Source organism: Hyphomonas beringensis, from assembly GCF_000682755.1.
Classification (GTDB): domain Bacteria; phylum Pseudomonadota; class Alphaproteobacteria; order Caulobacterales; family Hyphomonadaceae; genus Hyphomonas; species Hyphomonas beringensis.
Map to the genome: position 1 here is coordinate 13,900 of NZ_AWFF01000027.1, position 24,303 is coordinate 38,202.

The window sequence follows — 24,303 nt, forward strand, 5'->3', positions numbered from 1 at the left end:
TCTGTCTTAGAGAACCTTCAGGTCGACAGCCGAGGTTTTGCCACGGCGTTCGTCCTTGTAGAGTTCGTAAGATACTGCCTGATCTTCGGCCAGCGTGCGAAGGCCGGAGCGCTCAACGGCTGAAATGTGAACGAAAACGTCCGAGCCGCCCTCATCAGGTTTGATGAAGCCAAAGCCCTTCTGGTCATTGAACCATTTCACTTTGCCAGTTGCCATTACTTGTAGTCCTTTTACGTTCAATTGAAGCGGCCCGGTCCGGATTTGAACCAAGTCCACCTATCGAAACGGGAGGGAAGAAAGTCATGGCCGCCGGTCTGACGGGGTCTTGATATTCAGACCGACCGAATTCGATGCCGCTATTAATTCACGGGTGCGACATTCCGTCAAGTGACTGCTTTGTGTCAGCTGCGAACGAAATCGAGCCAAACCGGGGCGCAATCGCCCAGTTTCTTGCTTTCATAACGGGTAGTGAGGTGATCTTCCGGCGGCGTTCGCCAGTCATCTGCGCGCTCTGCCTGCCAGTCAAACCCGCCATGCGCCAGAAAGCGCTGCAGGGCCTCATCTGCATAACTCTTTACGTCTGTCGCGAAGCGGACCTGTGCGCCGGGCTTGCAGATGCGGTACAGGACGGACAGGAATTCCGGCTGGATCAGGCGGCGCTTCTGCTGGCGTTTTCTCGGCCACGGATCCGGAAACAGGATAAAGGCGCGGGCAATGCTCTCATCCTTGAGAGAGGCCATGACGGGTCGCGCATCATCCATCACCAGCCTTACATTCTTCAGGCCCTGCCCCTCAATCCCGGTCAACGCCTTCGCCATCCCCTCGATCCAGGGCTCACACCCGATGAAGCCGGTATCAGGATGGAGCCCCGCCTGGCCGACAAGATGTTCGCCGCCGCCAAAGCCGATTTCCAGCCACACATCGCGCGCCTCCCCAAACAGGCCTGCCGGGTCCAGCGACCCATCCGGCGCGTCCGGAACCTGCAATTGCGGCAGCAATGTATCAATCAGCCCCTGCTGTCGGGCAGACAGGCCGCGCCCGCCTATCCGGCCAAATGTCCGCAGGGGGATATGCTTGGGATCATCGTGTCTGTCAGTCATCGCGCCGCCTGATGCCCGAGAGCGGTCTGCGGATCAATCCTCGGCCTGCTTGTCATCAAAGGCGCTCGCCGCCGCCTGCACCGTCGCCAGCAGGGACTTTCGCAGCGAAACATCCTCGATCCGCTGAAACGCAGCAATCAGGTCCAGCACTTCGGATGTCATTATTGGCGCGTGGATGTCGTCCCCGTCTTCGGCCACTTGCAGGGCTTCATGCTGCAGATAGGCATCGGCCCCATCAAAGAAATAAGTGATCGGTATGCCCAGAACGGTCGACATTTCATACAGGCGGCCAGCCGAGACTCGATTGATGCCTTTTTCGTATTTCTGCACCTGTTGGAAAGTCAGGCCCAAAAGGTCGCCAAGCTTTTCCTGAGTCAGATTCAATTCCTTGCGGCGCCAACGAATACGCTGGCCCACCACACGGTCTATCCCGCTCGGAAGTTTGCTGTCCGACATTCCCCATCCAATTCAGATACTGAATAAGATCTAGGTTTACCGCCGCCACGTCAGGAAAGCGAGTCCGACGAAGAGACTAAGCGTCAACCAGAATAGCAACAGGCCAAGCCGTGTCTGGTAAAGCGTTACCGGGGCTGGCGCAGGAAGTTTCCCACGGCCAAAATCCGTATTCCAGCCACTTGGCGCATCTGTAACAGGTGCTGCACGGAACACTTCACGGCCATGGCCATCAACCATGGCCGACGCCCCGCGACTGGCCACGCGCGCCAGCGGCAAACCGGTTTCAATCGCGCGGTAGCGGTTTTGCGCATAATGCTGCGCCGGGCCCATTCCGCCGCCAAACCAGGCATCATTTGAGATCAAAACCAGCCAGTCCGCCCGCGCGCCAAGGTTCGCATTGCGCGGAATGGAGGGGTAGAGCCCTTCATAGCAGATCATCGCGACAAAGGGCGGAATGTCGTCAGCATAGATCACTGCCGGGCCGGGGCCCGGATGGAAGCCGTCGCGCGCCATGCGCTGGATCGCCCCCGGAAGAATGCCGGAAAGCGCCTCGCCAAACGGAATGATCTGTGCCGCCGCCAATTCCCCGAACGGAACAAGGCGGTGCTTGTCATACAGCGCCACAGGACCGGAGCGGATCGCCGTGTCATCGATCACGGTCAGGCTGTTATAATAGTCGCGCGAATTGTCGCCGGTAATCTCGTACCGGGTCGTGCCGACGATCAGCTTGCGCGGCCCAAGATACGCGCCCACAGCGTCCAGCGCATTGGCGTCCTGCAACAGCGTCGTTGGCAGGGCCCCTTCCGGCCAGATAATGATGTCGCCCGGCTCGCCTTCCTGATTGGACAGCAGGCGCAAATATTCGATCAGGATCGGGTCCGGCCCGATTTCCCATTTCTCATCCTGTGGCACGCCGGAATCCATCAGCACCACGGTCTGGTCCGTCATGGCAGAGGGTGTCGCAATGCGTTGCGAGCCCCAGCTCCAGCCCAGCGCCAGCAGGATCACCGCCGCGAAGGATGGCGCGATGCGCAGCATCAATCCTCGCGCATCACGTGTGTCCACCAACGCCGCCGGTGTCGACATCAGGAAGACAGTGACAAGCGTCAGCCAGTAAACCCCGCCCAGGGAGGCCCCTTGCGACAGCGCGCCCCCCGGCACCCAGGTCGTGCCGGGCAAATTCCACGGAAAGCCGCCAAACAAGTGGCCGCGTACATATTCAGCCAGCGCAAAGAAGAAGGCGAAGACAAAGATCCGCGACGGAGACGCAGACCAGAAGGCCCCCGCCATCGCGCCAAACACGCCCCAGATGATCGCCATGCCGCCCGGCAGCAGAACCAGCGGCATCCACAGGAAAATGGCATGCTTTTCCGGCTCCACTAGAAATGGCGCCGCCGTCCAGTGCATGCTGATCAGGAAAAATCCTACGCCAAACGCCCAGCAGCGCAGGAAAACCGCCTTGCCCCATTTGCGATGGCCGCGCGCGCCGTCCAGCATCCAGATCAGGCCCGTGAAGGAAATCACCAGCACGGCGCTGAAATGGAAGGGCGCAAAGGCCACAGCGGAAAACGCGCCCAGCAGAATGCAGGTCGCGACCGCGGCCCAGCCTGTCAGGCGGGCAAACGCCTCGTGCAAGGGTCCAAGTGCCGTGAACCCGTGACTCCGCACCTCATGTGTCATGCATTACTCCTCAGAGGCGGGAGCGGGCTGTTCCGGTGTCCGCAGGCGCACGCGGCGAATTCGCCGTGCATCTGCGTCCATGATTTCAATCTCCACCCCTGTCGGGTGACGCAGAACCTCGCCGCGCACCGGCACCTTGCCCGCAAGGGCAAAGGCCACGCCGCCCAGCGTGTCGAAATCTCCGTCATTATCCTCGATTGAGAGGTCAATGCCCGTTTCCTCGGCAAAATCGTCTATCTCGGTTCGCGCATCCGCTTCCCAGACTCTCTGGCTGCGGCGCACGAACATCGCTTCTTCATCATCGTGTTCGTCTTCGATGTCACCGACGATTTCTTCAACCAGGTCTTCCAGGCTGACCAGTCCGTCAGTCCCGCCATACTCGTCGACCACGAGCCCAAGGTGAATACGCGTCGACTGCATTTTCACAAGAAGATCCGTCAGCTTCATCGAGGGCGGCACATACAGTGCCTCCCTGTGCAGCCGCTCCAGCGGGCGTTTGGCCGGCTCGCCATCCTTGGCCAGTTCGGTCACGACATCCTTGATGTGAATGAAGCCGATCGGGTCATCCAGTGTCTCGCGGAAGACCGGCAGGCGCGAATGCGTCACTTCGGCGAAATATTTCAGCAGGTCCGGAAATTCCGTGCCGACTTCCAGCGCCTTGATCTCGGCGCGCGGCACCATGACGTCTTCCACCCGCATGTCCTGGAACTCGGCCAGGCGCAGGCGCATCTCGTTCGGATTATGCTGTGGGTCGCCCCCATTGGAATTATCCTGAGACGACTCAACAGGCTGAGGCTTTCGGCCAAAACCGAAAAAGCTACGTAATCGGCCGCTTGGCGGCGCTTCAGAAGAGTCAGGGTCGCTCATGGCCTCAGGTGATTCAGTCCGTCAAATATGGATTAGCAATGCCCAGGGATGCAAGCGCCTTTATTTCCAGCGCTTCCATAATCTCGGCCTCTGCCTGTGTTTCGTGGTCATGCCCCATCAGGTGCAGATAACCATGGATCAGCAAATGTGTCAGATGGTCCGGAAGTGACTTTCCCTGCGCCTCTGCATCGGCCAGCGACACGCCATGCGCCACGGCAATGTCGCCCAGCAAGGGGCGGTCCATCACATCTGCCGGAAAGGACAGAACGTCCGTTGGCTTGTCTTTCCCGCGGAACTGGCGGTTCAGCTGATGCAGCGCATGATCATCGGCCAGCATCAGCGAGACAACGCCCTCTGCCAACTCAACCTTGCAGGCGGCCTCGAACGCGGTCTGACAGACCGCTTCCAGATCCGGAATGGCTTGCCAGCTGTCATCCTCCAGGATGAGTTCAAACTCGATCATCGCTGCGCGTTCAGCCCTCGCCCGCCGCCGCATAGGCGTCGATGATGCGGCTGACCAAGCCATGACGCACAACATCCGCTGCCGTCAGCGTGTGGACATTCACGCCCTCGATATCGCCCAGAATCTGCAGCGCGTGCTTCATGCCGGAGGGTTGGTGCCCCGGCAGGTCAACCTGCCCAGGATCGCCCGTGATCACCATGCGGCTGTCACGGCCAAGGCGCGTCAGAACCATTTTCATCTGCGGAATGGTCGTGTTCTGCGCTTCATCCACAATGACGAAGGCATTCTTCAGTGTACGCCCGCGCATGAAAGCCAGTGGCGCGACTTCAATCTCGCCGCGCGCCATGCGCCGTTCCATCTGCTCCTGTCCCATCAGCTCGCGCAGCGAGTCCCAGATCGGCAGCATGTAGGGGTCGACCTTTTCTTCCAGCGTGCCCGGCAGGAAGCCTAGCTTCTCGCCCGCCTCCACAGCAGGACGCGTCACGATCAGGCGCTGGCGCGCGCCGGTCAACAACTCCGAAACGCCCGCCGCAACGGCCAGGAAGGTCTTGCCGGTGCCGGCCGGACCGACGCCGAAAATCATTGCATTGTCCGGGTTCGCCAGAAGATCGATATAACGGGACTGGCCGCGTGTCTGCGGCGTCACCGGCTTCTTCAGCCCCCGGAAGGTGCCAAAGCTCTGCGCCGGTGTCTGCACTGCTTCCAGCGCGCCATCGACATCCATGTCGGTAATGTCCGTGCCCGTCCGCAACCGGCGCTCCAGTTCCGCCAGCACAGCCTCGGCAATCGACACACCTTCTGCCACACCGACCAACAGGACACCGCCGCCCTGGCTTTCCGCCCGCAGGCCGAATTCCTTCAGGCGCGTTTCCAGCAATTGCAGGTGGCGGTGATGCGGCCCGCACAGATCGCGCAGTGTTTCGGCATTGCGGACTTCGTAAATGCGGCTGATCGGAGCCTCAGGTGAGGCAGATGGACGGCGCCTTACGCTCACAGGGCAACCTCTCGGGTACGCACCAGATCTCCACTCAGGGAGTTCAGGCTCGCATCAGTGATCTTTACATCGACAATCTCACCGGTCAGGTTTTCCGGGCCATTGAAGTGAACGGCCTGCATCCAGGGAGAGCGGCCATGGGCCTGGCCTTCGCGGCGGCCACGGCCTGTCACCAGCACGGGCACGGTCTGGCCGATCTTGGATTCATTGAAGGCAATCTGCTGTTCGCGGAGCAGTTTCTGCAGGGCCTGCAAGCGCACATCCTTCACCTCTTCCGGCACCTGGCCGAACATTTCCGCCGCCGGTGTGCCCGGACGCGGAGAATATTTGAAGGAGTATGCAATCGCATAATTCACATCCCGCACCAGTTGCATGGTCGCTTCGAAATCTTCGTCGCTTTCACCGGGGAAGCCCACGATGAAGTCTGACGCCATGGCAATATCTGGCTGGGCAGCGCGCACCTTGCGAATGATCTCCCTGTACTCATCTGCCGTATGGCCACGATTCATGGCCTTCAGAATACGGTCAGAGCCAGACTGAACGGGCAAGTGCAGGAAGGGTTGCATCTGCGGCGTGTCACCATGCGCGGCGATCAAATCATCATCCATGTCGCGCGGATGGCTGGTTGTGTAGCGAATGCGTTCAATGCCGCCAATCTTTGCCAGATGGCGCACCAGCTGGCCCAGCGTCCAGTCGGTTTCATTGGTTAGCGCAGGCGATGCGCCATGGAAGGCGTTGACGTTCTGGCCCAGCAGGGAAATCTCGCGCACGCCTTGTGCGGCCAGCGCCCGCGCCTCCAGGGTAATGTCATCCACGGGGCGCGACAGCTCGGCGCCGCGCGTATAGGGCACAACACAGAAAGTGCAGAACTTGTCACAGCCTTCCTGAACCGACAGGAACGCGGTCGGGCCATCAGCCTCCCGCGTTTTCGGCAGGGCGTCGAATTTTTCCAGCGTATCGAATTCTGTTTCCAGGCGGTCACCGACAGCGCGGCTGGCGCGGGCGATCATTTCCGGCAGCTTGTGATAGGCCTGCGGGCCCAGCACCAGATCCACCGCCGGCTGGCGCCGCATGATCTCTTCGCCTTCCGCCTGCGCAACGCAGCCGGCCACGGCAATCGTCATCTTGCCGCCGGAGCCTTCTTTCATGCGCTTCAGCTGGCCAAGTTCGGAATAGACCTTTTCCGTCGCCTTTTCACGGATATGGCAGGTGTTCAGAACCACCAGATCAGCGTTTTCAGGACTGTCCACCGGGGCATAGCCAAGCGGGCGCAATACGTCTCGCATGCGCTCGGAATCATACACGTTCATCTGGCAGCCATACGTCTTGATGAAGACGCCTTTGGCGGTCTTGGGGGTCTCTGCTGAACTCATTCGGGCGCTTATGCCTGAAAACCCGTCATTCATCCAGAACCTTCATGCCGATTGCCTGCAAACGCAGTTCATCCTGCCCTCTCGCCTGAGACAAACGCTTCACATGTGCCCAAAGCTGGCTAGTGTCGCGCCACGCAATCAAAGGAGCCGGGGAGGCCCATGGAAACCTTAGTTACATTAATTCAAAACATCGCCGGATTTATCTGGGGTGGCAAATGGGGTGACACGGTCATCATCCCGGGAGAGATGGGCCCGCTGGCCATCCTGCTGCTCGGAACCGGCCTTCTCTTGATGATCCGCCTGGGCGGCCGGCCTGTCCGCCGCTTCGTTCCGGCGCTTGTCGAAGTGTGGCAGGGCCGCAAGGCGCAAGGCGAGGACGGGGCAATCACGCCCTGGCAGGCGCTGTCCACTGCGCTGTCCGGTCAGGTGGGCACAGGGAACCTCGCCGGTGTGGCCACCGCCATCGCCATGGGCGGGCCCGGCGCCATCTTCTGGATGTGGGTGACCGCCCTGTTCGGCATGGCCCTCGCTTTCTCGGAAAGCTCGCTGGCCATCAAATACCGTGAGACCGATGAATATGGCCGCATCAATGGCGGTCCGATGTATTACATCAAGAATGGCCTCGGCAAGAAATGGGGCTGGCTGGCCGTTATCTTCTGTATCGGCACGCTGTTCTCCGCCATGGCAACCGGCTCCATGATCCAGGCCAACTCCATTGCCCAGACCGCTGTGGAAACCGCCCGCGGCACATTTGGCCTGTCCATGCCATTCTGGCTTGTCGGCGTTGTGATCGCCGCGCTGGTGTTCGCCGTAATCATTGGCGGCATCAAGTCCATCGGCTCTGTTGCCGGCAAGGTCGTGCCGCTGATGGCGGCGGCCTATGTGGTCTGCGCGCTGATCGTGCTGATCCTCAACGCCTCTGAAATCCCGCATGCCTTTGCGGTCATTTTCAAGTCGGCGTTCGGACTTCAGGAAGTCGTCGGGGGCGCCGCAGGTTACGGAATGATGCAGGCCGTTCGCTTTGGTATAGCGCGCGGCCTTTTTTCTAACGAAGCCGGTCAGGGCTCTGCCCCGATTGCCCACGCCGCTGCGCAGACCAAGAACCCTGTCCAGCAGGGCGAGATCGCAATGATCGGTGTCTTCATCGACACGATCGTGATCTGTACGATGACGGCGCTTGTGATCCTCACCGTCTCAGGTGACTTCAAACGCAACCCGGCCCTCATCGCGGCAAACCAGTGCATCACAGAAGGCCATGCCACCTTGCCGGAAGGCGCCGGTGTGGAAGACCTGTTCCCCTCTGCCTACACAGATGGGCGTGAAGCCATCCTCGCTGAGAAGGGCGAAGATGCACAAGGCTTCCTTCAGGCCTGTCGCGGCGCCGGTCTCAACCTGATGAACGATCTGCCGCCAGGCACGACGCCTGAGGAAGAAGAAGCCTACTTCCAGAAGGCGCTCGCCGCAGCAGCAGACGGGAGCGTCCTCAACGAAGTGCGCTATGTCTATGAGACGGACGCGGAATCTTCCGGCATCACGGCCCGCGCTTACGGCACGGCCCTGCCGGGTGGGGAATGGGTGGTGACAATCGCCCTGTTCTTCTTCGCCTTCACCACAATCATCGGCTGGTCCTATTATGGGGAGCAGGCCGTAACCTATCTGATCGGTGAATGGGCGACGCACCCCTTCCGCTATATCTGGGTTCTGGTCGTGTTTGCCGGAACGCTCGTCACCAATACGGACGCGCTCTGGCTGCTCGGGGATATCGCGAACGCCTCCATGGCCTTCCCGAACCTGATTGCCCTGCTCGCCTTGTCGGGTGTCATCTATGCGATGCACAAAAACAATGGCGATCCGGATGGCGGACACCCGGTGCATGATTATCGGGATGAAGAGCGTCACCCCAAGGAAGACTAGGGACTGACCCGCTACAGAAAAAAGGCCCCGCTTGGCATCTGCCAGGCGGGGCTTTTTCATGGGGCCCTTATGGGGCTGTTTTGCCGATTTTCGGGTCTCTTTTGGGACTGTTTAGGGGCTGTTTTCGGGGCCCTTTTTTACGTCACCAGGTGCCGATGTTCTCCGCGCTGGCCCAGGGCTCTTTCGGCTGAAGCGCATCGCCCTTCTGCAGCAGCTCGACAGAGATGCCATCCGGCGAACGGACAAAGGCCATGCGGCCATCACGCGGCGGCCGGTTGATCGTCACGCCCAGAGACTGCAGGTGCTCCACGGCGCCATAGATATCGTCGACCAGATAGGCCAGATGCCCGAAATTACGGCCGCCGGCATAGTCTTCCGGGTCCCAGTTATAGGTCAGTTCCACCATCGGAATATCGGTCTGCGTCGGGCTGACACCGTCCGGCATGCCGCCCATACGCTCGACATCTTCCGGGGTCGCCAGGAAGACCAGCGTGAAGCGCCCGGCCTCGCTGTCGACACGCGAAACCTCCTTCAGGCCCAGCCCGTCGCAATAGAATTTCAGGGATGCATCAATATCGGCAACGCGCACCATTGTGTGCAAATACTGAATCGTCATGAGTGACCTCCATTCAGGTCGCGGATGACCTGCTTAAGCGTGGGTGGCATGACCGCGTAATAGCGGTGCATGGCGGCGGCCAGCAGGACGATTGCCACCAGCATGAATGCCAGGAAAACGGAAAAGGAATGGATCAGCGTGCCGGTCTCAAAGACAGGGTTCTGGCCGCTCAGCCGCCAGATCAGGCGCCACAGCTCATTGAACAGCGACACGAACGGCGCCAGGAAAAACAGCATGACCGCCCCGCAGACAAAGAAATAGGTCGCCGCCCGCGGCCCTTCGCTGCGAAGGTAAAGGTCTGTGAACTCGGCAACCGAAACATCGGCGGGCAGTTCGCCGTCCGCTTGCTTTGTGGCCAGCACTTCAGGCGCGAAATCGCGGGTCTGCTTCCAGCGCCAGCCGAGGTGAAGCCCCCAGGCGACCAATCCAGCCAGTGCAGCAAAAAAGATAATCATAGATAAGGCCGGGCCCGGTTCCTGCGGCAAAAGCCGTCTGCCCCTCAGCCTGGTCAGGCCGCGTGGGCGCGTTCAAAAGTGAGCATGGCGCGTTTGCGATCCACTCCCCAATGATAATTATGGAGCCGACCGTCAGCTGCAAGGGCGCGGTGACAGGGAATGAACCAGCTGATCGGGTTTGCGCCCACTGCTGCGCCGACTGCGCGGGCCGCTTTCGGGTTACCGCTGGCCTTCGCGAGCGCTCCATAGGTGGCGGTTGTGCCGGCCGGAATCTCCAGCAAGGCCCGCCAGATCTGACGCCGGAAGGGCGTGCCATAAAGGGCAACGGGCAAAACCTCTCCCTGTTCGAACACTTGCCGCGCCAGCTTCAGGGCGGCCGCATCATCGCGGCGGATATCGGCCTGAGGATAGCGCCCGGCAAGATCTGCAAAGGCGTCTGCCTCCCGGCGCCCCTGATGTTCAAACCCCGTCCGGGCCGGAGCACCCTCATCAATGAAGCCAAGAGCCACGAGGCCGCGCGGCGAGATCAGCCAGGCCCCTTCTCCGAACGGCGTCGGGGCCCGGCCGATCAGCAGGTCTGCGCCGCGACCGCCCGCTTTGGCTTCTCCCGGGGTCAGGCCTTCATGGGCGATGAACAAATCATGCAGCCTGCCGGGCCCTGACAAGCCTGCCTCAAGCGAGGCGTCCAGCACGCTGACGCCGTTACGCAACAGGTCGCCTGCCGCGGCATGGGCCAGGGCTGCCTGGAACTGCTTTGGGCTGACACCAGCCCACCGGGTGAATTCGCGCTGAAAATGACTGGGCGACAAATTCATCTGCTGCGCGACAGAGGCCAGATCTGGCCAATCACGCCAGGTATCTCCCAGGTATTTCAAGGCATTGGCCATTCGGTCATAGGCCGCGGCGCGTTCATCAAGAGGGGCAGTCATCTCGGTCATGGGCCCTTATTTGCCGCGCAGAGACGAGCGCGGCCACCCGTTTCTTGCGCTTTGAAGCGGCTATAGAGACTTCCCTGAAACGCAAAAGCCCGGCAAGAGTATTCCGTAAAAGAAGCTGGGAGCGAATTTATGGCTGATGCGCGCAGTATTATTCTGCATGAATACCCGACATCCCCGTTCGCAGAGAAAATACGTCTGGCGCTGCGCCTGAAGAATCTCGCCTATAGCCGGGTCGAGATTCCGGTCATAATGCCCCGACCGGACCTGATGCCGATGACAGGCGGATACCGCCGCACCCCAGTGATGCAGATTGGCGCGGACATCTACTGTGACACGGCCATCATTCTGCGCGAGCTTGAGGCCCGCTTTCCCATGCCGGCCCTGAAACTTCCCGGCCATGAGGGCCTTGCCCAGATGGTGGCAGGCTGGACCGATGGCCGCTGGTTCCAGAGCTCTGTTGCCGTCATCTTCGGCGAAAATGGCGATCAGGTGCCTGACGCCTTCAAGAAAGACCGCGAAGAACTGTCCGGACGCGCCTTCGATACAGATGCCATGAAGGCCGTCGCGCCGATGATGCGCGATCAATGGCGCGCGCGTCTGATGCTGCTGGAAGAGCGGTTGCAAGGCGGTCAGGGCGCGGGCTCTGGCCTCTATCTGATTGGCATGAAACCGGGGTTGGTCGACATCCATGCCTATATGAATGTCTGGTTCATGGAGCAGAATGTCCCGGACTTTCTGGAACAGTGCTTTGAGCGCGCCGATTTGACCAAGGCCTGGTATGAGCGCCTAAAGGAATTCGAAGGTCAGGAGCCCGAGACCATTACCTCCCGCCAGGCACTCGACATTGCACTGCTTGCAGCGCCGCGCCTCGTCGCGGCCACCACACGCAGCGAACCGCAGGGCCTCAGCCCCGGTGAAGACGTGGCTGTTGCGCCGGATGATTACGGACAGGTCTGGGTGGAGGGCGAACTGGTACATGCCGACTCCCAGCGCATTATCCTGCAGCGTACATCGGAAGAAGCCGAAACCGTGCATGTTCACTTCCCACGCGCGGGATATCTGGTGCGCCGCCTCTAGACCAGCCTTGTCAGGCGGCCCCGCCCAGCTAGTCTCACTCTCTGAAGTGCGTAACAAGGGAGCCCGGCAATGGACCGCAGGCTATGTCTCATCACGGGTGCGTCTGCCGGTATCGGCGCGGAGTTTGCCCGACAATACGCAGCCCTCGGCTGGGATCTGGCACTGAGCGCCCGTCGTGAAGACCGCCTGAAGGATCTGGCGGATGAACTGCAGGACAAGCACGGCATCACGGTGATCTGCATTGCGCAGGATCTGGCCCGCGCCAATTCGGCCGACAAGATCATCACCAGCCTGTCCGAACAGGGCCGGCATGTGGACGCGCTGGTCAATAATGCCGGCTATGGCCTGCCGGGCACTTTCTTCAATACAAGCTGGAAGTCACAGGCGGAGTTCATCCGCGTGCTCTACACGGCGCCCATCGAACTGGCGCACAAAGTGTTGCCGGGGATGGCGGAGCGTGGCTATGGACGCATCATCAATGTCGCGTCCCTGGCGGGTTACGCGCCTGGCAGCGCTGGGCACACACTCTATGCCAGCGTGAAATCCGGCATGATCAAATTCTCTGAGAGTCTCAACGCCGAATGCGAGACGCTGGGCCATACAGACATTCACTGCACCGCCCTCTGCCCCGGCTTCACCTATAGCGAATTCCACGATGTGAACGGCACGCGGGATAGCATGAACAAGATGAGCAAGCGCATGTGGATGGAGGCCGGGCCGGTCGTGAAAGCCGGGATCGACGCGGTCAATCGCGGGCAGCCCGTTGTCGTGCCCGGCATGGTCAACAAGACGATTGCTTCGCTGACGCGCATCCTGCCGGAACCGCTGGGCCGCGCCATGGTGGGCGCGCAAAGCAGGCGCTATCGCCGGATAGACTAGTCGCCGGAAGAAGATATCTCGTCGCGGATTCGATCTGCAGTGGGGGTCGTGTCAGATTTGCGCCAATCGGTTGCCCGGCGGCGTGGAACAATACCGCCCTCTTCCCGCTCACGTCCTGCTGAGGATTTGCCAAAGCGCGGGCCATCTTCCTGGCGCGCGACCGTGACGATCGGGCCTTCATAAAAAGCCGCCCAGTATTTCGCGAGCACATCGCGGCGCCCGTCGAGGGAACGCAACTGACGACGCTCGCGCCAGCTGGTCAGCTTGATGCCTTCGGTTTTCACGCGCTTGTCTGCGCCAAGGGTCTGCAGGCAACCGGAATAGCGCCGGGGCGCGCCGCCGGTCAGGTCAAACTGGATTTCGCCAATGCCTTCGGCCTGTTTGCCGGAATCCGCCGGTAGGGTTTCGCGAAACTTGAACTCAAGATGTGGCCAGCTCAGCTGGTAGAATTCGGTCTGTACGCCGCTTTCCACTTCTCCGCTGCGGGTCAGGCTGGTGGAGGACAGGAGGAGACCATTGCGAGAAGGCTTCAGCGAGACAATCGCGATGCGTGGCCCGTTCGGACCGCCGCGCTCAGCCTGGATCCAGCTGCCTTCAATATAAGCGCTTCCCAGCACCAGACGGCGCAGACCGCCCAGTTTGAGGATGGCCGGCAGAACGATCTCTGCCATGACGCCCCACAGGATCACCAGAGTGGCGCACACCCCGGCCAGCATGGCCCACAGACCAACCTTGCCGCTGCCCGCCATGACGTCCGCCGACAGCGTCCGCAGCGCTGGGCCAAATGCCACGACCGCGCCCAGAATGGCGACCGCCGCAATCAGATTGGGGAGGCTGCGAAAACGTTGATAAGGGTTCATAAGAAGCGCCGCTCCATTAAGACATTGCGGGATTTGCCAGCATCTAGCCCCCATGACCCGAAATTTTGGTTAACGCAATGCAAACACGTCCACATCAGTCGCAGCGTCAGGCGAGACGATTTGTTGCAGCGCACAAAAGCCGCATGACTTGTGCGAGGCAGTGCCCTATATCTATGAAAAATATTGCATAGCGGAGGAATACAGCATGGATGCAGTTGCGGCGGACCCAACTCAAAAATCGGTCATCATCCCGGATCTTGTGGCCCTGATCGGCAAGGCCTGTACCGCCATCGATGCCTATGCAGATGCCGCGCGCAGCAATTGCCGCGATGTTCTTGTCAATGAAGACGGCCGCACGGATCGGCGCGCACTGGAAGCCGAGCAACACATGGCGCACGGCCTGTCCTGGGTCGTCACCTATGCCGAAACCCTGAAACAGGTGGCCGACTGGGCAAGCCGCCTGGATGCAGACGGTCATTTTACAGATGTCGAAGCGCTGCTGACGCAGATCCTGTTCGGGGATTATTGCGCGCAGCTGGTCGGCGGCATTCCCATGAACCAGGGCGAGACCATTCGCCCGCACGAACTGGGCACACTGGAAGAAGCAGATACCCTGTTTGCTGATCCTGCTGTCCGTGAACTGATCCTAAAGGGCAAGACTTCCGGCTCGCTCGCCGCCGCGGCAAAGCTGCTGCCCGATGCGTTGAGCCGCAATACGGTTGAGAATACCGGCCTCGACGAAACCATGAGCATGGTGCGCGAGCAGTTTTCGAAATATGCCAGCGACAAGATCAAGCCATACGCCCATGAGTGGCACCTGAAGAACGAATACATCCCGATGGATGTGGTCGACGAAATGGCTGAGCTGGGCGTCTTCGGCCTGACAATTCCGGAAGAGTTCGGCGGCTTCGGCATGGGCAAAACGGCCATGTGTGTTGTGTCTGAAGAGCTGTCGCGCGGCTATATCGGGACAGGCTCCCTCGGCACGCGGTCAGAGATTGCGGCTGAACTGATCCTGATTGGCGGCACGGACGCCCAGAAGGAAAAATGGCTGCCCAAGATTGCCAGCGGTGAAATTCTGCCGACGGCCGTTTTCACCGAACCGAACACAGGATCGGACCTCGGTTCCCTGCGCACCCGCGCGGTAAAGACCGAGGACGGCGAATATTACAGCATCACCGGCAACAAGACCTGGATCACGCACCCTGTGCGCGCAGACCTGATGACGCTGTTGGCGCGGACTGATCCGGCAACGAATAATTTTTCTGGCCTGTCCATGCTGCTGGCCGAGAAACCGCGCGGCGATGATGCAACCCCCTTCCCGGCTGAGGGCATGACCGGCGGCGAGATCGAAGTGCTCGGCTATCGCGGCATGAAGGAATACGAGATCGGCTTTGACGATTTCAAGGTGAAGGCAGAGAACCTGCTGGGCGGCGTGGAAGGCCAGGGCTTCAAGCATTTGATGGCCACATTTGAAAGCGCGCGCATCCAGACGGCGGCCCGCGCCATCGGCGTTGGGCAGAACGCCTTCGAGACAGGCTTGCAATATGCGCTGGACCGCAATCAGTTCGGCAAGCCGATCTTTGAGTTCCCGCGCGTTGCCAACAAGCTGGTCATGATGGCGGCCGAACTGGTCGGCGTTCGTCAGCTCACTTATTATTCTGCGCGCCAGAAAGACGGCGGCAAACGCTGTGACCTGGAGGCAGGCATGGCGAAACTACTGGCCGCTCGCGTGGCCTGGGCTGCAGCGGACAATGCCGTGCAGATCCATGGCGGCAATGGCTTTGCGCTGGAATACCCGGTCAGCCGCATTCTTCAGGATGCTCGTATCCTGAACATCTTCGAAGGTGCAGGCGAAGTGCAGGCCATGGTCATTGCACGGCGACTGGTGGAAGGCGGCAATTAAGCCGCCTTACCCATCCTAATTGTTTGCGGGAAGCTCGACGCGCTCATAGACACGCACCCAATCGACGAGGAACCGGTCCGGCATACGCTTGGCGACCGGCATCTCAGACCACCATTGGTGCGCCGTTGACTCGCGCGTTGAAATTTCACCTGAGAACTTGATCCAGACAGGCGTCTTTGAGACCCCGCCCGCATCACTGCGCCAGACTTCATTGCCGTCGAGGAACCAGACATACTCCGTCTCGCTCCATTCCAGCGCATAGACGTGCCAGCCGGAGCGGATGCCTGGGCGGAATTCCTTGTGGTTCGCCGTCTGATGCGCCTTGCCATAGCCATCCCAATGCAGGGCATGACTGATCATATCCGTCCAACCGAAGCCTTCCATGATATCGATCTCGGTACCATCCTCACCTGAGCCATCTTCATGGTGCACACGGTCTGAGAACAGCCAGAAGGCCACCCACCAGCCCGGATCCTGAGGCAGCTTCATGCGCGCTTCATAGCGGCCAAAGGTCGGCTCGAATTTGCCCTCGGTCGAGACCATGCCGCTGGCATAATCATAAGGATCATCATCCTGGTCGGGATTCCGGTTGTTGATCTTGGTGGCCCGGATTTCCAGTTGGCCGTGCCCTGTCAGGCGGACATTCTCGCGAAGCCACCAGCCATCCGGCCCCTTCTTGTTGGGCTTTCGATTATACTCATGCGAGATCCATTTGTCCGGGTCCGGACGGCCATGACCGGAAAATTCATCCTGGAAGACCAGTTTCCAGCGGGGATCGTGCTCATCAAGAGCAGAGGAACTGTTACCGTCACTCGTACACGCCACCAATGCTGCTGCCGAGAGTGCCCCTGCGCACAGCCAGAGCGGCCACCTCATTGAATCTCGCCTTTCAGCGGATCAATGTCTTGCGGCTCATGCTGAATGATGACCGTGGCGCCGAGCTCCTTTGCGCGCGCTTCAAACGCATCCATCGAAGCAAGCGTCATGGCCTCATCATAATTGAAACGTGGCACACGCTTCAACTCGCGGCTCTCTGACCTGTGATAGAGATCCCCCGCCAGCAAAACAGGGCCAGCCTCCGGCATCATCAGCTGCAGCGATGTATGACCGGGCGTGTGTCCCGGAGTTTCAAAGATCACAACACTGCCATCGCCAAAGACATCATAATCACCGCGGAAGGTTTTCCGCTCCAATGGATTGAACATGGCGAATAGCGCCAATTGGTCAGCTGGCACCTGCGCCTCGCTGCCATCTGACGGGAACATGGCGTTCAGCTCGTCCTCATGTACCAGCCATAGGGCATTCTGAACCTGAGCAGCCTGGCCGATATGATCGAAATGACTGTGCGAGATAGCCAGATAATCAATGTCGTCCGGCGTCAGGCCGAGATCCTTGAGGTGAGATGTGAGCGTCTTGTCGAGCGAGACCGTATAGATCTGCTGTGTTTGCGGGCCCGCCATGGCCAGCATGCCCGGAAGGCCAAGATCCCACAGCATGATGCCATCCGGATGCCGGATCAGGAAACATGTATCGGTGAACGTATCGGTCTGGCCGGCATAGTCGCCTGCGCTCGAAAATGCGTCGAGGTCAGATACGTCGATCTTGCCGCAATCCAGCACATCAACGTGTAGTGCCGCCTCGGCGGATTCATCGGCCTCAGCCGTTTCTGCAACGTCTGCTGCAGCCACATCTTCTGCCGGCTTGGTTTCAGTCTTGCCGCATGCTGCAGCGAGGACCAGCACGGACGCCATTACAGCTGTCGCGAGTCTGCCCATCTTCACCCCCTTCTGGTTTTTCATCAGCCTTCCGAATCCATTTCTGGCAGCAGAATGAGCTTTCGTCTATCACCAGATACGATTCTGTAGAAGCACGACTCCCGTCCGGTATGGCAGGCTCCGCCTGTCTGGCGAACCTTCATCAGAACCGCGTCCTGATCGCAGTCGATCCGCAACTCGACAACATCCTGAAAATGGCCGGAGGTTTCGCCCTTAACCCACAAGGCCTGGCGCGAGCGAGACCAGTAAGTCGCCCGTCCCGTCTCAATCGTGGCTGTCAGCGCGTCAGCATTCATCCAGGCGAGCATCAGCACTTCACCGGTCGAAACATCCTGCGCAATGGCGGCGATCAGGCCGTCCGCATTGAAGCGCGGCCTCAGTTCCAGAACCTCATCCTGGGCACTTCCGGACAGTGGGGGATCATAATCAGTCATGCCTCATCCGGTGTGGCACACCGGCGAAAGAGTCAAGCAGTCACGCTTGCAGGAAGCGCAAAGCTGCGCCACATGATGCTGTATGAGCAGACGCATTGATATTGTCGAAGTCGGCCCGCGTGACGGGCTGCAGAATGACCCCGCCGATTTGACTGTAGATCAGAAGCTGGAATTCATCTCCCGCTTGGAAGAGGCTGGCGTGAAGCGCATGGAATCCGGCAGCTTCGTCAGCCCGAAGGCCGTGCCCAAAATGGCCGATTCCCCTGCCGTCTTCGCAGGCGTCGACCGGTCGCGCTCGACCCGTCACATCGCGCTGGCGCTGAACGAAAAGGGTGTACGCCGCGCCATCGATGCGAAAGCGGATGAAATCAACTTTGTGCTGGTGGCTGGCGAAACCTTTGGCCGCAAGAATCAGGGGATGAGCCCGCAGGAAAGCGCCGACATGCTGGCCCAGTGTGCACCCTTGGCGCTGGAGGCGGGCATTCCCCTGTCCGCCACCATCTCCGTCGCCTTCGGAGACCCGTATGACGGGGATGTTGATATCAAGGTCGTCGGGAATTTGGCCGCGCAGGCGCAGCGCGCCGGTGTCGGCGAACTGGCGCTCGGCGATACAATCGGTGTGGCAACGCCGTGGGATGTGCGCGCGCGCATAGACCGCGTCCGTATGGAAGCGCCGGATGTGTTCCTGCGCATGCACTTCCACGACACACGCGGCGCAGGCCTCGCCAATGTCGCGGCGGCCGTAGACGCCGGCGTCGATGTGATTGATGCCAGCTGCGGCGGCATTGGCGGCTGTCCCTTTGCCCCGGCCGCGACCGGCAATGTGGCAACCGAAGATGTTGTCTATATGCTGGAGCGTGCGGGCTTTGAGACCGGCCTCGATCTGGGCAAGCTGATCGACACCGCGCACTGGCTGGAAACAGCCCTTGGCCACCCGGTCGCCTCATCCCTCAGTAAGGCAGGCGGGTTTCCACCCGCCTAGCAGCCTATTTCTTCGGGCCTCGGACTTCCTGCAGGCTGGTTGTCTTTACGGCGCGGCCGATGTCGACTTTCTTGCCGCGGCCATAGGAGGGCGCGCCGCTGGCTGCGCCAGAGACTGCACTACCGCCCCGGACCGTCTTATCCGTTAGTGGAGGAATGGCCATGGCCTTTGGTTCCGGCCCGTCCTCGTCAAACAGGCTTGCCAGTTGCTCTGTCATGGCGCCGCCCAACTGTTCGGCATCCACAATCGTAACCGCGCGTTTGTAATAACGCGTCACATCATGGCCGATCCCAATGGCGATCAGCTCAATCGGGCTTCTCGTTTCGATCTCTTCGATCACCTGACGCAAATGGCGTTCAAGATAGTTGCCGACATTCACATTCAGCGTAGAATCATCGACCGGCGCGCCATCCGAAATCACCATCAGGATCTTGCGTTGTTCGGGCCGCCCGAGCATGCGATCATGCGCCCACAGCAACGCCTCGCCGTCGATATTCTCCTTGAGCAGACCTTCGCGCATCATCAGGCCGAGATTCTTCCGTGCCCGGCGCCAAGGGGCATCCGCCTGCTTGTAGACGATGTGACGAATATCATTCAGGCGCCCCGGCTGAGCCGGCTTGTTCGCACGCACCCAGTCTTCACGAGACATGCCGCCTTTCCAGGCCTTGGTTGTGAAGCCAAGAATTTCTGTCTTCACGCCGCAGCGCTCCAGCGTGCGCGCCAGAATATCTGCACACAGAGCAGCCACCATGATGGGCCGCCCGCGCATGGAGCCGGAATTGTCCAGCAGCAGTGTGACCACCGTGTCGCGGAATTCTGAATCGTCTTCCTGCTTGAAAGACAGCGGCGCGGTCGGATCCGTAATGACGCGCGTCAAGCGCGCCGTATCCAGCACGCCCTCTTCCAGATCAAAGCTCCAGGACCGGTTCTGCTGCGCCATCAAGCGGCGCTGCAACTTGTTGGCCAGCTTTGATACGGCGCCTTGCAGGCCCTGCAGCTGATGATCCAGATAGGCCCGCAGACGCGTCAGCTCTTCCGGATCGCAAAGATCAGGCGCATTGGAGACTTCATCATGCTCCCGCGTGAATACGGAATAGTTGAAACGGTCGCGATCATCGCCATCCTTGAAGTTCGGGCGTAGCGGCTTGGTGCCTTCTTCCTCATCATCCGGATTATCATCAGCCTCTGCATCAACATCCATGTCGACGCTGACATTGGCCTCCTCGCCGTCCATTTCTTCCGTATCGCCGGCATCCATCTGCTCGGTAGAGGCGCCCATCTGCTCCTCCGGCTCCATATCCCGGTCGCCTTCGGAGTTTTGCTCGCTTTCGTCTTCCTGATCAGCCTCGTCCTGATCTTCGGTCTCGGCGTCTTCACCGTCCACTTCCCCAGCGGTCAGATCCCGGATCATTTCGCGGACAGTCTGGGCAAAGCCCTGCTGGTCGTGCAACTGGGCAATCAGCTTTTCCAAAGCCCCGCCTGTGTCGGCCTCCACCTGGTCGCGCCAGATATCCGCCACGCGCTTGGCACTTTCAGGCAGAGCCCGGCCGGTCAGCTTTTCACGCAACAGGAATTCCAAAGCCGGGGCCAGAACCGCCTCGGCATTTTCCGTGCCCATCGCAAACTCGCCAGACTGGCAGCGATGGTTCAGCACGGCGTCCAGATTGTTTGCGGTGCCACGCATGGCATTGATGCCCAGGCTTTCGATCCGCGCCTGCTCTGCCGCATCGTAGACCTGCCTTGGCAAGTCTCCCTGAGGGCGGTGAACCCGGTGCGCTTCCGGATTGTGGTGCGCCCGGCGCAAAGCGATGGCATCTGCTTCACCGCGAATACGGGCAGCCACTTCCGGCTCGATCTGTTGCGGCGGCGGACGCAGGACAATCGCCTCGCCATTGTCTCCAGCATCATTGCCAAAGCCAACTTCCACGTCCCGGTCGGCGCTCATCGCCTTGGTCGTGGCGGCAAGCGCCTGCTTGAACAATTCCTGGGGGGATGCGTCCTTCGCCATTCAGCGGATCAGGGCCTCGTCGAAAAGTTTCAGGGTGCGGTCAAAGGCCAGGGCGTCGGCCTCGGCATTATAGTCTTCAGAGCCCTGACGGGCGAATCCATGACCGGCGTCATAAATATAGGTCGGCACATCGTGGCGCGCCTCTTTGAAGGCCTCCACCCCGTCCAGCGGGATGAACGGGTCCTGCTTGCCGAAATGCGCGATGGTCGGGCATTTCGGCTCAATATCCTTCGCTTGCGGCAGCAGGCTGCCATAATAGCACGATGCGGCCGAAAGGCCGTCCACCTGGCAGGCCGCATGATATGACATCGACCCACCATAGCAGAATCCCGTAATAAAGACCGGCCCTTCCAGCGCATCAATACAGGCGGCAATGTCTGTCATCGCATTGTCCAGGCCATTTGCGCGGGCATGCCCCGCCCCGGCGGCAAGCGCCTCCTGGTCATGCCCCTCACGGACAAATCCTTTTTCCTGGCGATCAAACATGGACGGCAGCAGAACTTCATAGCCTTCGGCAGCAAACCGGCGTGCGGCGGCCAGCATGAAAGAGTTCAGGCCGAAGATTTCCTGAATCATCACAAGCCCGCCCTTGCGTGCACCTTCTGCAGGAACACGCACCGCATCGAAAACGAAGCCGTCAGAGCCTTCTATCTGTTCCTTGTCCATGATCAGGCCTTTGCGTCAGATCAGGCGACCCTCACCATGAGGGCGCTCTCGGGCAGCTCCTCTGCGAAGCAGCGCTGATACATTTCTGCGACCAGCGGGCGCTCAAGCTCGTCACACTTGTTCAGGAAGGTCATGCGGAAGGCATGGCCCAGATCGCCAAAGATCGCATAGTTTTCCGCCCAGGTGATCACGGTCCGCGGGCTCATCACGGTGGACAGGTCGCCCGCCATGAAGGCGTTCCGGGTCAGATCAGCCAGCGTCACCATCTTGGACAGGGTGTCGTCATCCACGCCCGTGGCCTTGGTCTTCACGATGGCGACTTCGGCATCATGCTCCAGATAGTTCAGCGTTGTCACAATGCTCCAACGGTCCATCTGCCCCTGGTTCAGCTGCTGCGTGCCATGATAGAGGCCGGTCGTATCGCCAAGGCCCACCGTGTTGGTGGTGGCAAAAAGGCGGAAATATGGGTTCGGCGCGATCACGCGGTTCTGGTCCAACAGGGTCAGCTTGCCGCTGGCTTCCAGCACACGCTGGATCACGAACATCACATCCGGACGGCCGGCATCATATTCATCAAAGGTGATCGCCACTGGCCGCTGCAGGGCCCATGGCAGAATGCCTTCGCGGAATTCGGTGATCTGCTTGCCGTCCTTCAGAACAATCGCATCCTTGCCGACCATGTCGATCCGGCTGACATGGGAGTCGAGGTTGACCCGGATCATCGGCCAGTTGAGGCGCGCGGCCACCTGCTCAATGTGGGTGGATTTACCCGTGCCGTGATAGCCCTGCACCATGACGCGGCGGTTGTGCTGAAACCCCGCCAGAATCGCCATCGTGGTCTGCGGATCGAAGCGATAGGCCTCGTCAATCTCAGGCACATACTCGGTACGTGTCTCGAACCCGCGGACCACCATGTCCGTATCGAGGCCAAAAACCTCGCGGACATTGATCTCTACTGTCGGCTCCATGCCATCCAGCACATCGGTATCGCTCATTACGGTCATGATTGTATCTCGGGCTTCGGGAGGTTGTTTCGTTCAGAATGGGTTTTAGCACGGTAAAGGCTCACGCCTAGTGCGACGTAGCGTAAGAAGCTGTTTCGGCAACAGACGCCAGCTGCTACCAGCAATTATTCAGAGGAAGATGGCACTCGCCAGACAATATCCCCGGCAACGACGGTCATTACGGCCTGCGCCTCAAGAATCTCGTCCTCGGGAATAGTCATCAAATCACGGTCGAACACGGTGAAATCTGCCAGTTTGCCGGGCTCAATCGTGCCGAGGTCATCCTCCTGAAACGCTGCATAGGCTGCAGATGACGTGAACAGGGCAAGGGCCTGCTCGCGCGTCAGGGCCTGTTCGGGGTGCCAGCCCTCCCCTGTTTCGCCATTGAGACCCTTGCGTGCAACGGCGGCGTAGAACTCGATCAGTGGCGACCCAACCTCAACCGGCGCGTCGGAACCGCCCGCGACGACGGCACCGCTTTCCAGCAAGCTTTCCCAGGCATAAGCGCCGCCCAAACGGTCCATACCCAGCCGGTCAGGCGCGAATTTCAGGTCTCCGATGGCATGGCTGGGCTGCATGGAGGCAATCAGGCCCAACTGGCCAAGCCGGGCAATGTCTTCCGGGGCGAGAATCTGCGCATGCTCGATCCGCCAGCGCAAGTCCGGGCCGTAACCAAGATCTTCATAAGTATCGAGAATGCGCCGATTGGCGAGGTCTCCGATGGCGTGAATGGCCAGCTGAACCTCATCCTCCTCTGCATCCATCATCAGATTGTGCAGCGCGTTTTCATCCAGGATTTCCAGTCCGCGCGTATCCGGCCGATCCGAATAGGGCTGGATCAGCAAGGCCCCCCGGCTGCCGAGCGCGCCATCCATGTAGATCTTCACGGCGCGGTTCTGGATCGTATCGGTCTCATATTCGTGCGCCTTGGCGATATCGAAGCCATTCTCATTATAGGCATTGTAGAGCCGCAGCGGCATCAGACCTTCATCATCCATGGACTTGAGAAGAACCGCGTGATTGCGGTCTACGCTCATATTGTGAGTGCCGGTCCAGCCGCGCGACACATAGAGCTTCGCGCCAATTTCGTACGCCTCGCGGATATCTGAATCGCTCGGCTCAGCGACCAGCTGCATGACCGGATACATGGCCTCGTCGATCACCATGCCGGTGGCCTTGCCGGTTTCCTCGTCGCGTTCGACCCGCCCACCATCACTGTCGCCAGTAATGTCGTAAATGTCGGCCGCTTTCAGAGCAGCCGTATTGGCGACCAGCGCGTGACCATCGGCGCGCATCAGGATCACCGGATTGTCAGGGCTGACGGGATCAAGGTCGTCCGCCAAGGGCATACGCCCCTCCGGCCAGCCGGTTTCTATCCAGCCGCGGCCAAAGATGATCTCACCAGGTGCCTTATCGGCGACCTCGGCGTCTATCCGGTCGACCAGCTCCGCGACGGACGCCGTGCCTTCAAGATTCAGGGTCAGCTCGCGCTGCCCTATGCCGAGAAGGTGCGAATGGGCATCCGTAAAGCCGGGGAACATGACTGCACCGCCCAGATCCACAAGCGTGACCTCATCCTCACTCCAGTCTTCGGAGCTGGGGGGCGCCGTCGCGATGATGCGGCCATCTTCACCAACAATCACGGCATTAACAGTGGGCTGATCCGCCAGCCCTGTGTAAATTGTGCCGCCCGTAAAGACGGTGACTTTTCCCTGTGCAGGCGCCTCCGGACGGGCAGGATCATGGCAGGCCGCCAGCAAGCCCAAGGCCGCAATGGTCAAAAATGTGCGCATAATGTCCCCCCTGATCTCAGGAGGAGTCTTGTGCCATGCCGTTGCAAGCACGTCCAACTGCAA

24 protein-coding genes are annotated in these 24,303 nt (G+C 60.1%); 5 read left to right on the forward strand and 19 right to left on the reverse strand.

Annotated elements, in window-relative coordinates:
• Nucleotides 1-6: 6 nt before the first annotated feature.
• The 8 genes from HY29_RS04290 to miaB form a co-directional block, all read right to left on the reverse strand.
• Entirely contained in the window at nucleotides 7-216 is a 210-nt protein-coding gene (locus HY29_RS04290) for a cold-shock protein (RefSeq protein ID WP_027839282.1), read from the reverse strand.
• A gap of 185 nt (nucleotides 217-401) precedes the next feature.
• Nucleotides 402-1,100 (reverse strand): tRNA (guanosine(46)-N7)-methyltransferase TrmB, encoded by a 699-nt coding sequence (gene trmB, locus HY29_RS04295; RefSeq protein ID WP_034792951.1) that lies wholly within the window; start codon nucleotides 1,098-1,100, stop codon nucleotides 402-404.
• A gap of 33 nt (nucleotides 1,101-1,133) precedes the next feature.
• Entirely contained in the window at nucleotides 1,134-1,556 is a 423-nt protein-coding gene (locus tag HY29_RS04300; RefSeq protein ID WP_034792953.1) for a helix-turn-helix domain-containing protein, read from the reverse strand.
• 36 nt (nucleotides 1,557-1,592) lie between these two features.
• Entirely contained in the window at nucleotides 1,593-3,236 is a 1,644-nt protein-coding gene (gene lnt, locus HY29_RS04305) for an apolipoprotein N-acyltransferase (RefSeq protein WP_034792955.1), read from the reverse strand.
• A 3-nt stretch (nucleotides 3,237-3,239) separates the two neighbouring features.
• Entirely contained in the window at nucleotides 3,240-4,103 is an 864-nt protein-coding gene (locus tag HY29_RS04310) for a transporter associated domain-containing protein (RefSeq protein WP_034792957.1), read from the reverse strand.
• A 13-nt stretch (nucleotides 4,104-4,116) separates the two neighbouring features.
• On the reverse strand, nucleotides 4,117-4,629 hold the full coding sequence (ybeY, locus tag HY29_RS04315) for an rRNA maturation RNase YbeY (RefSeq protein WP_241765130.1): 513 nt from the start codon (nucleotides 4,627-4,629) through the stop codon (nucleotides 4,117-4,119).
• A complete protein-coding gene (locus HY29_RS04320; protein ID WP_081811221.1) occupies nucleotides 4,577-5,560 on the reverse strand; it encodes a PhoH family protein in 984 nt (327 codons plus the stop codon). Before HY29_RS04320 ends, ybeY begins: the two co-directional genes overlap by 53 nt.
• Nucleotides 5,557-6,933: a tRNA (N6-isopentenyl adenosine(37)-C2)-methylthiotransferase MiaB gene (gene miaB, locus HY29_RS04325; protein ID WP_034792998.1), complete on the reverse strand. Its 1,377-nt coding sequence runs from the start codon at nucleotides 6,931-6,933 to the stop codon at nucleotides 5,557-5,559. The genes HY29_RS04320 and miaB overlap by 4 nt, the downstream gene beginning before the upstream one ends.
• 159 nt (nucleotides 6,934-7,092) lie before the next feature.
• Between miaB and HY29_RS04330 the strand changes: the two genes are divergently transcribed.
• Nucleotides 7,093-8,847, forward strand: a complete 1,755-nt coding sequence (locus HY29_RS04330) for an alanine/glycine:cation symporter family protein (protein WP_051601126.1) — start codon at nucleotides 7,093-7,095, stop codon at nucleotides 8,845-8,847.
• 142 nt (nucleotides 8,848-8,989) lie between these two features.
• Here HY29_RS04330 and HY29_RS04335 read toward each other — a convergent pair whose 3' ends face one another.
• From HY29_RS04335 to HY29_RS04345, 3 genes are read right to left on the reverse strand one after another with little or no spacing between them, the layout of a single operon-like run.
• Nucleotides 8,990-9,457: a VOC family protein gene (locus tag HY29_RS04335; protein ID WP_199285821.1), complete on the reverse strand. Its 468-nt coding sequence runs from the start codon at nucleotides 9,455-9,457 to the stop codon at nucleotides 8,990-8,992.
• A 2-nt stretch (nucleotides 9,458-9,459) separates the two neighbouring features.
• The gene (locus HY29_RS04340; protein ID WP_034793004.1) at nucleotides 9,460-9,918 is read right to left on the reverse strand and encodes a hypothetical protein; all 459 of its coding nucleotides are present in this window, start codon (nucleotides 9,916-9,918) and stop codon (nucleotides 9,460-9,462) included.
• Nucleotides 9,919-9,971: 53 nt separating this feature from the next.
• Nucleotides 9,972-10,856, reverse strand: coding sequence for a methylated-DNA--[protein]-cysteine S-methyltransferase (locus HY29_RS04345; RefSeq protein WP_034793007.1), 885 nt, complete (start codon nucleotides 10,854-10,856; stop codon nucleotides 9,972-9,974).
• Nucleotides 10,857-10,985: 129 nt separating this feature from the next.
• Between HY29_RS04345 and HY29_RS04350 the strand changes: the two genes are divergently transcribed.
• Together HY29_RS04350 and HY29_RS04355 are read left to right on the forward strand one after the other, a co-directional pair.
• Nucleotides 10,986-11,933 (forward strand): glutathione S-transferase family protein, encoded by a 948-nt coding sequence (locus HY29_RS04350; RefSeq protein WP_034793010.1) that lies wholly within the window; start codon nucleotides 10,986-10,988, stop codon nucleotides 11,931-11,933.
• Between the two features lie 69 nt (nucleotides 11,934-12,002).
• Entirely contained in the window at nucleotides 12,003-12,812 is an 810-nt protein-coding gene (locus tag HY29_RS04355) for an SDR family NAD(P)-dependent oxidoreductase (RefSeq protein WP_034793012.1), read from the forward strand.
• On the opposite strand, the gene HY29_RS04360 is transcribed toward HY29_RS04355, so the two are convergent.
• Complete coding sequence (locus HY29_RS04360) at nucleotides 12,809-13,672, reverse strand: hypothetical protein (RefSeq protein ID WP_034793013.1); 864 nt, start codon at nucleotides 13,670-13,672, stop codon at nucleotides 12,809-12,811. The genes HY29_RS04355 and HY29_RS04360 overlap by 4 nt on opposite strands.
• Nucleotides 13,673-13,877: 205 nt before the next feature.
• On the opposite strand from HY29_RS04360, the gene HY29_RS04365 reads away from it, so the two are divergent.
• Nucleotides 13,878-15,578: an acyl-CoA dehydrogenase family protein gene (locus HY29_RS04365; protein WP_034793255.1), complete on the forward strand. Its 1,701-nt coding sequence runs from the start codon at nucleotides 13,878-13,880 to the stop codon at nucleotides 15,576-15,578.
• A gap of 15 nt (nucleotides 15,579-15,593) precedes the next feature.
• Here the strand turns inward: HY29_RS04365 and HY29_RS04370 are convergent, their stop codons facing one another.
• The 3 genes from HY29_RS04370 to hisI are packed head-to-tail and all read right to left on the reverse strand — an operon-like array spanning nucleotide 15,594 to nucleotide 17,787.
• On the reverse strand, nucleotides 15,594-16,454 hold the full coding sequence (locus tag HY29_RS04370; RefSeq protein WP_034793014.1) for a glycoside hydrolase family 16 protein: 861 nt from the start codon (nucleotides 16,452-16,454) through the stop codon (nucleotides 15,594-15,596).
• Nucleotides 16,451-17,353 carry an N-acyl homoserine lactonase family protein gene (locus HY29_RS04375; RefSeq protein ID WP_034793258.1) on the reverse strand — a complete coding sequence of 301 codons (903 nt, stop codon included), beginning with the start codon at nucleotides 17,351-17,353 and terminating at the stop codon, nucleotides 16,451-16,453. Before HY29_RS04375 ends, HY29_RS04370 begins: the two co-directional genes overlap by 4 nt.
• A gap of 23 nt (nucleotides 17,354-17,376) precedes the next feature.
• Entirely contained in the window at nucleotides 17,377-17,787 is a 411-nt protein-coding gene (gene hisI, locus HY29_RS04380; RefSeq protein ID WP_034793016.1) for a phosphoribosyl-AMP cyclohydrolase, read from the reverse strand.
• 82 nt (nucleotides 17,788-17,869) lie between these two features.
• On the opposite strand from hisI, the gene HY29_RS04385 reads away from it, so the two are divergent.
• On the forward strand, nucleotides 17,870-18,769 hold the full coding sequence (locus HY29_RS04385) for a hydroxymethylglutaryl-CoA lyase (RefSeq protein ID WP_034793018.1): 900 nt from the start codon (nucleotides 17,870-17,872) through the stop codon (nucleotides 18,767-18,769).
• A gap of 4 nt (nucleotides 18,770-18,773) precedes the next feature.
• Here HY29_RS04385 and cobT read toward each other — a convergent pair whose 3' ends face one another.
• The 4 genes from cobT to HY29_RS04405 all read right to left on the reverse strand — a co-directional run bounded on the left by cobT (nucleotide 18,774) and on the right by HY29_RS04405 (nucleotide 24,240).
• Nucleotides 18,774-20,777 (reverse strand): cobaltochelatase subunit CobT, encoded by a 2,004-nt coding sequence (cobT, locus tag HY29_RS04390; RefSeq protein ID WP_034793020.1) that lies wholly within the window; start codon nucleotides 20,775-20,777, stop codon nucleotides 18,774-18,776.
• Nucleotides 20,778-21,443, reverse strand: coding sequence for a dienelactone hydrolase family protein (locus HY29_RS04395; protein ID WP_034793022.1), 666 nt, complete (start codon nucleotides 21,441-21,443; stop codon nucleotides 20,778-20,780).
• A 20-nt stretch (nucleotides 21,444-21,463) separates the two neighbouring features.
• Nucleotides 21,464-22,447: a cobaltochelatase subunit CobS gene (gene cobS, locus HY29_RS04400; RefSeq protein WP_112062708.1), complete on the reverse strand. Its 984-nt coding sequence runs from the start codon at nucleotides 22,445-22,447 to the stop codon at nucleotides 21,464-21,466.
• A gap of 125 nt (nucleotides 22,448-22,572) precedes the next feature.
• Complete coding sequence (locus HY29_RS04405) at nucleotides 22,573-24,240, reverse strand: amidohydrolase (protein WP_034793025.1); 1,668 nt, start codon at nucleotides 24,238-24,240, stop codon at nucleotides 22,573-22,575.
• Nucleotides 24,241-24,303 lie beyond the last annotated feature (63 nt).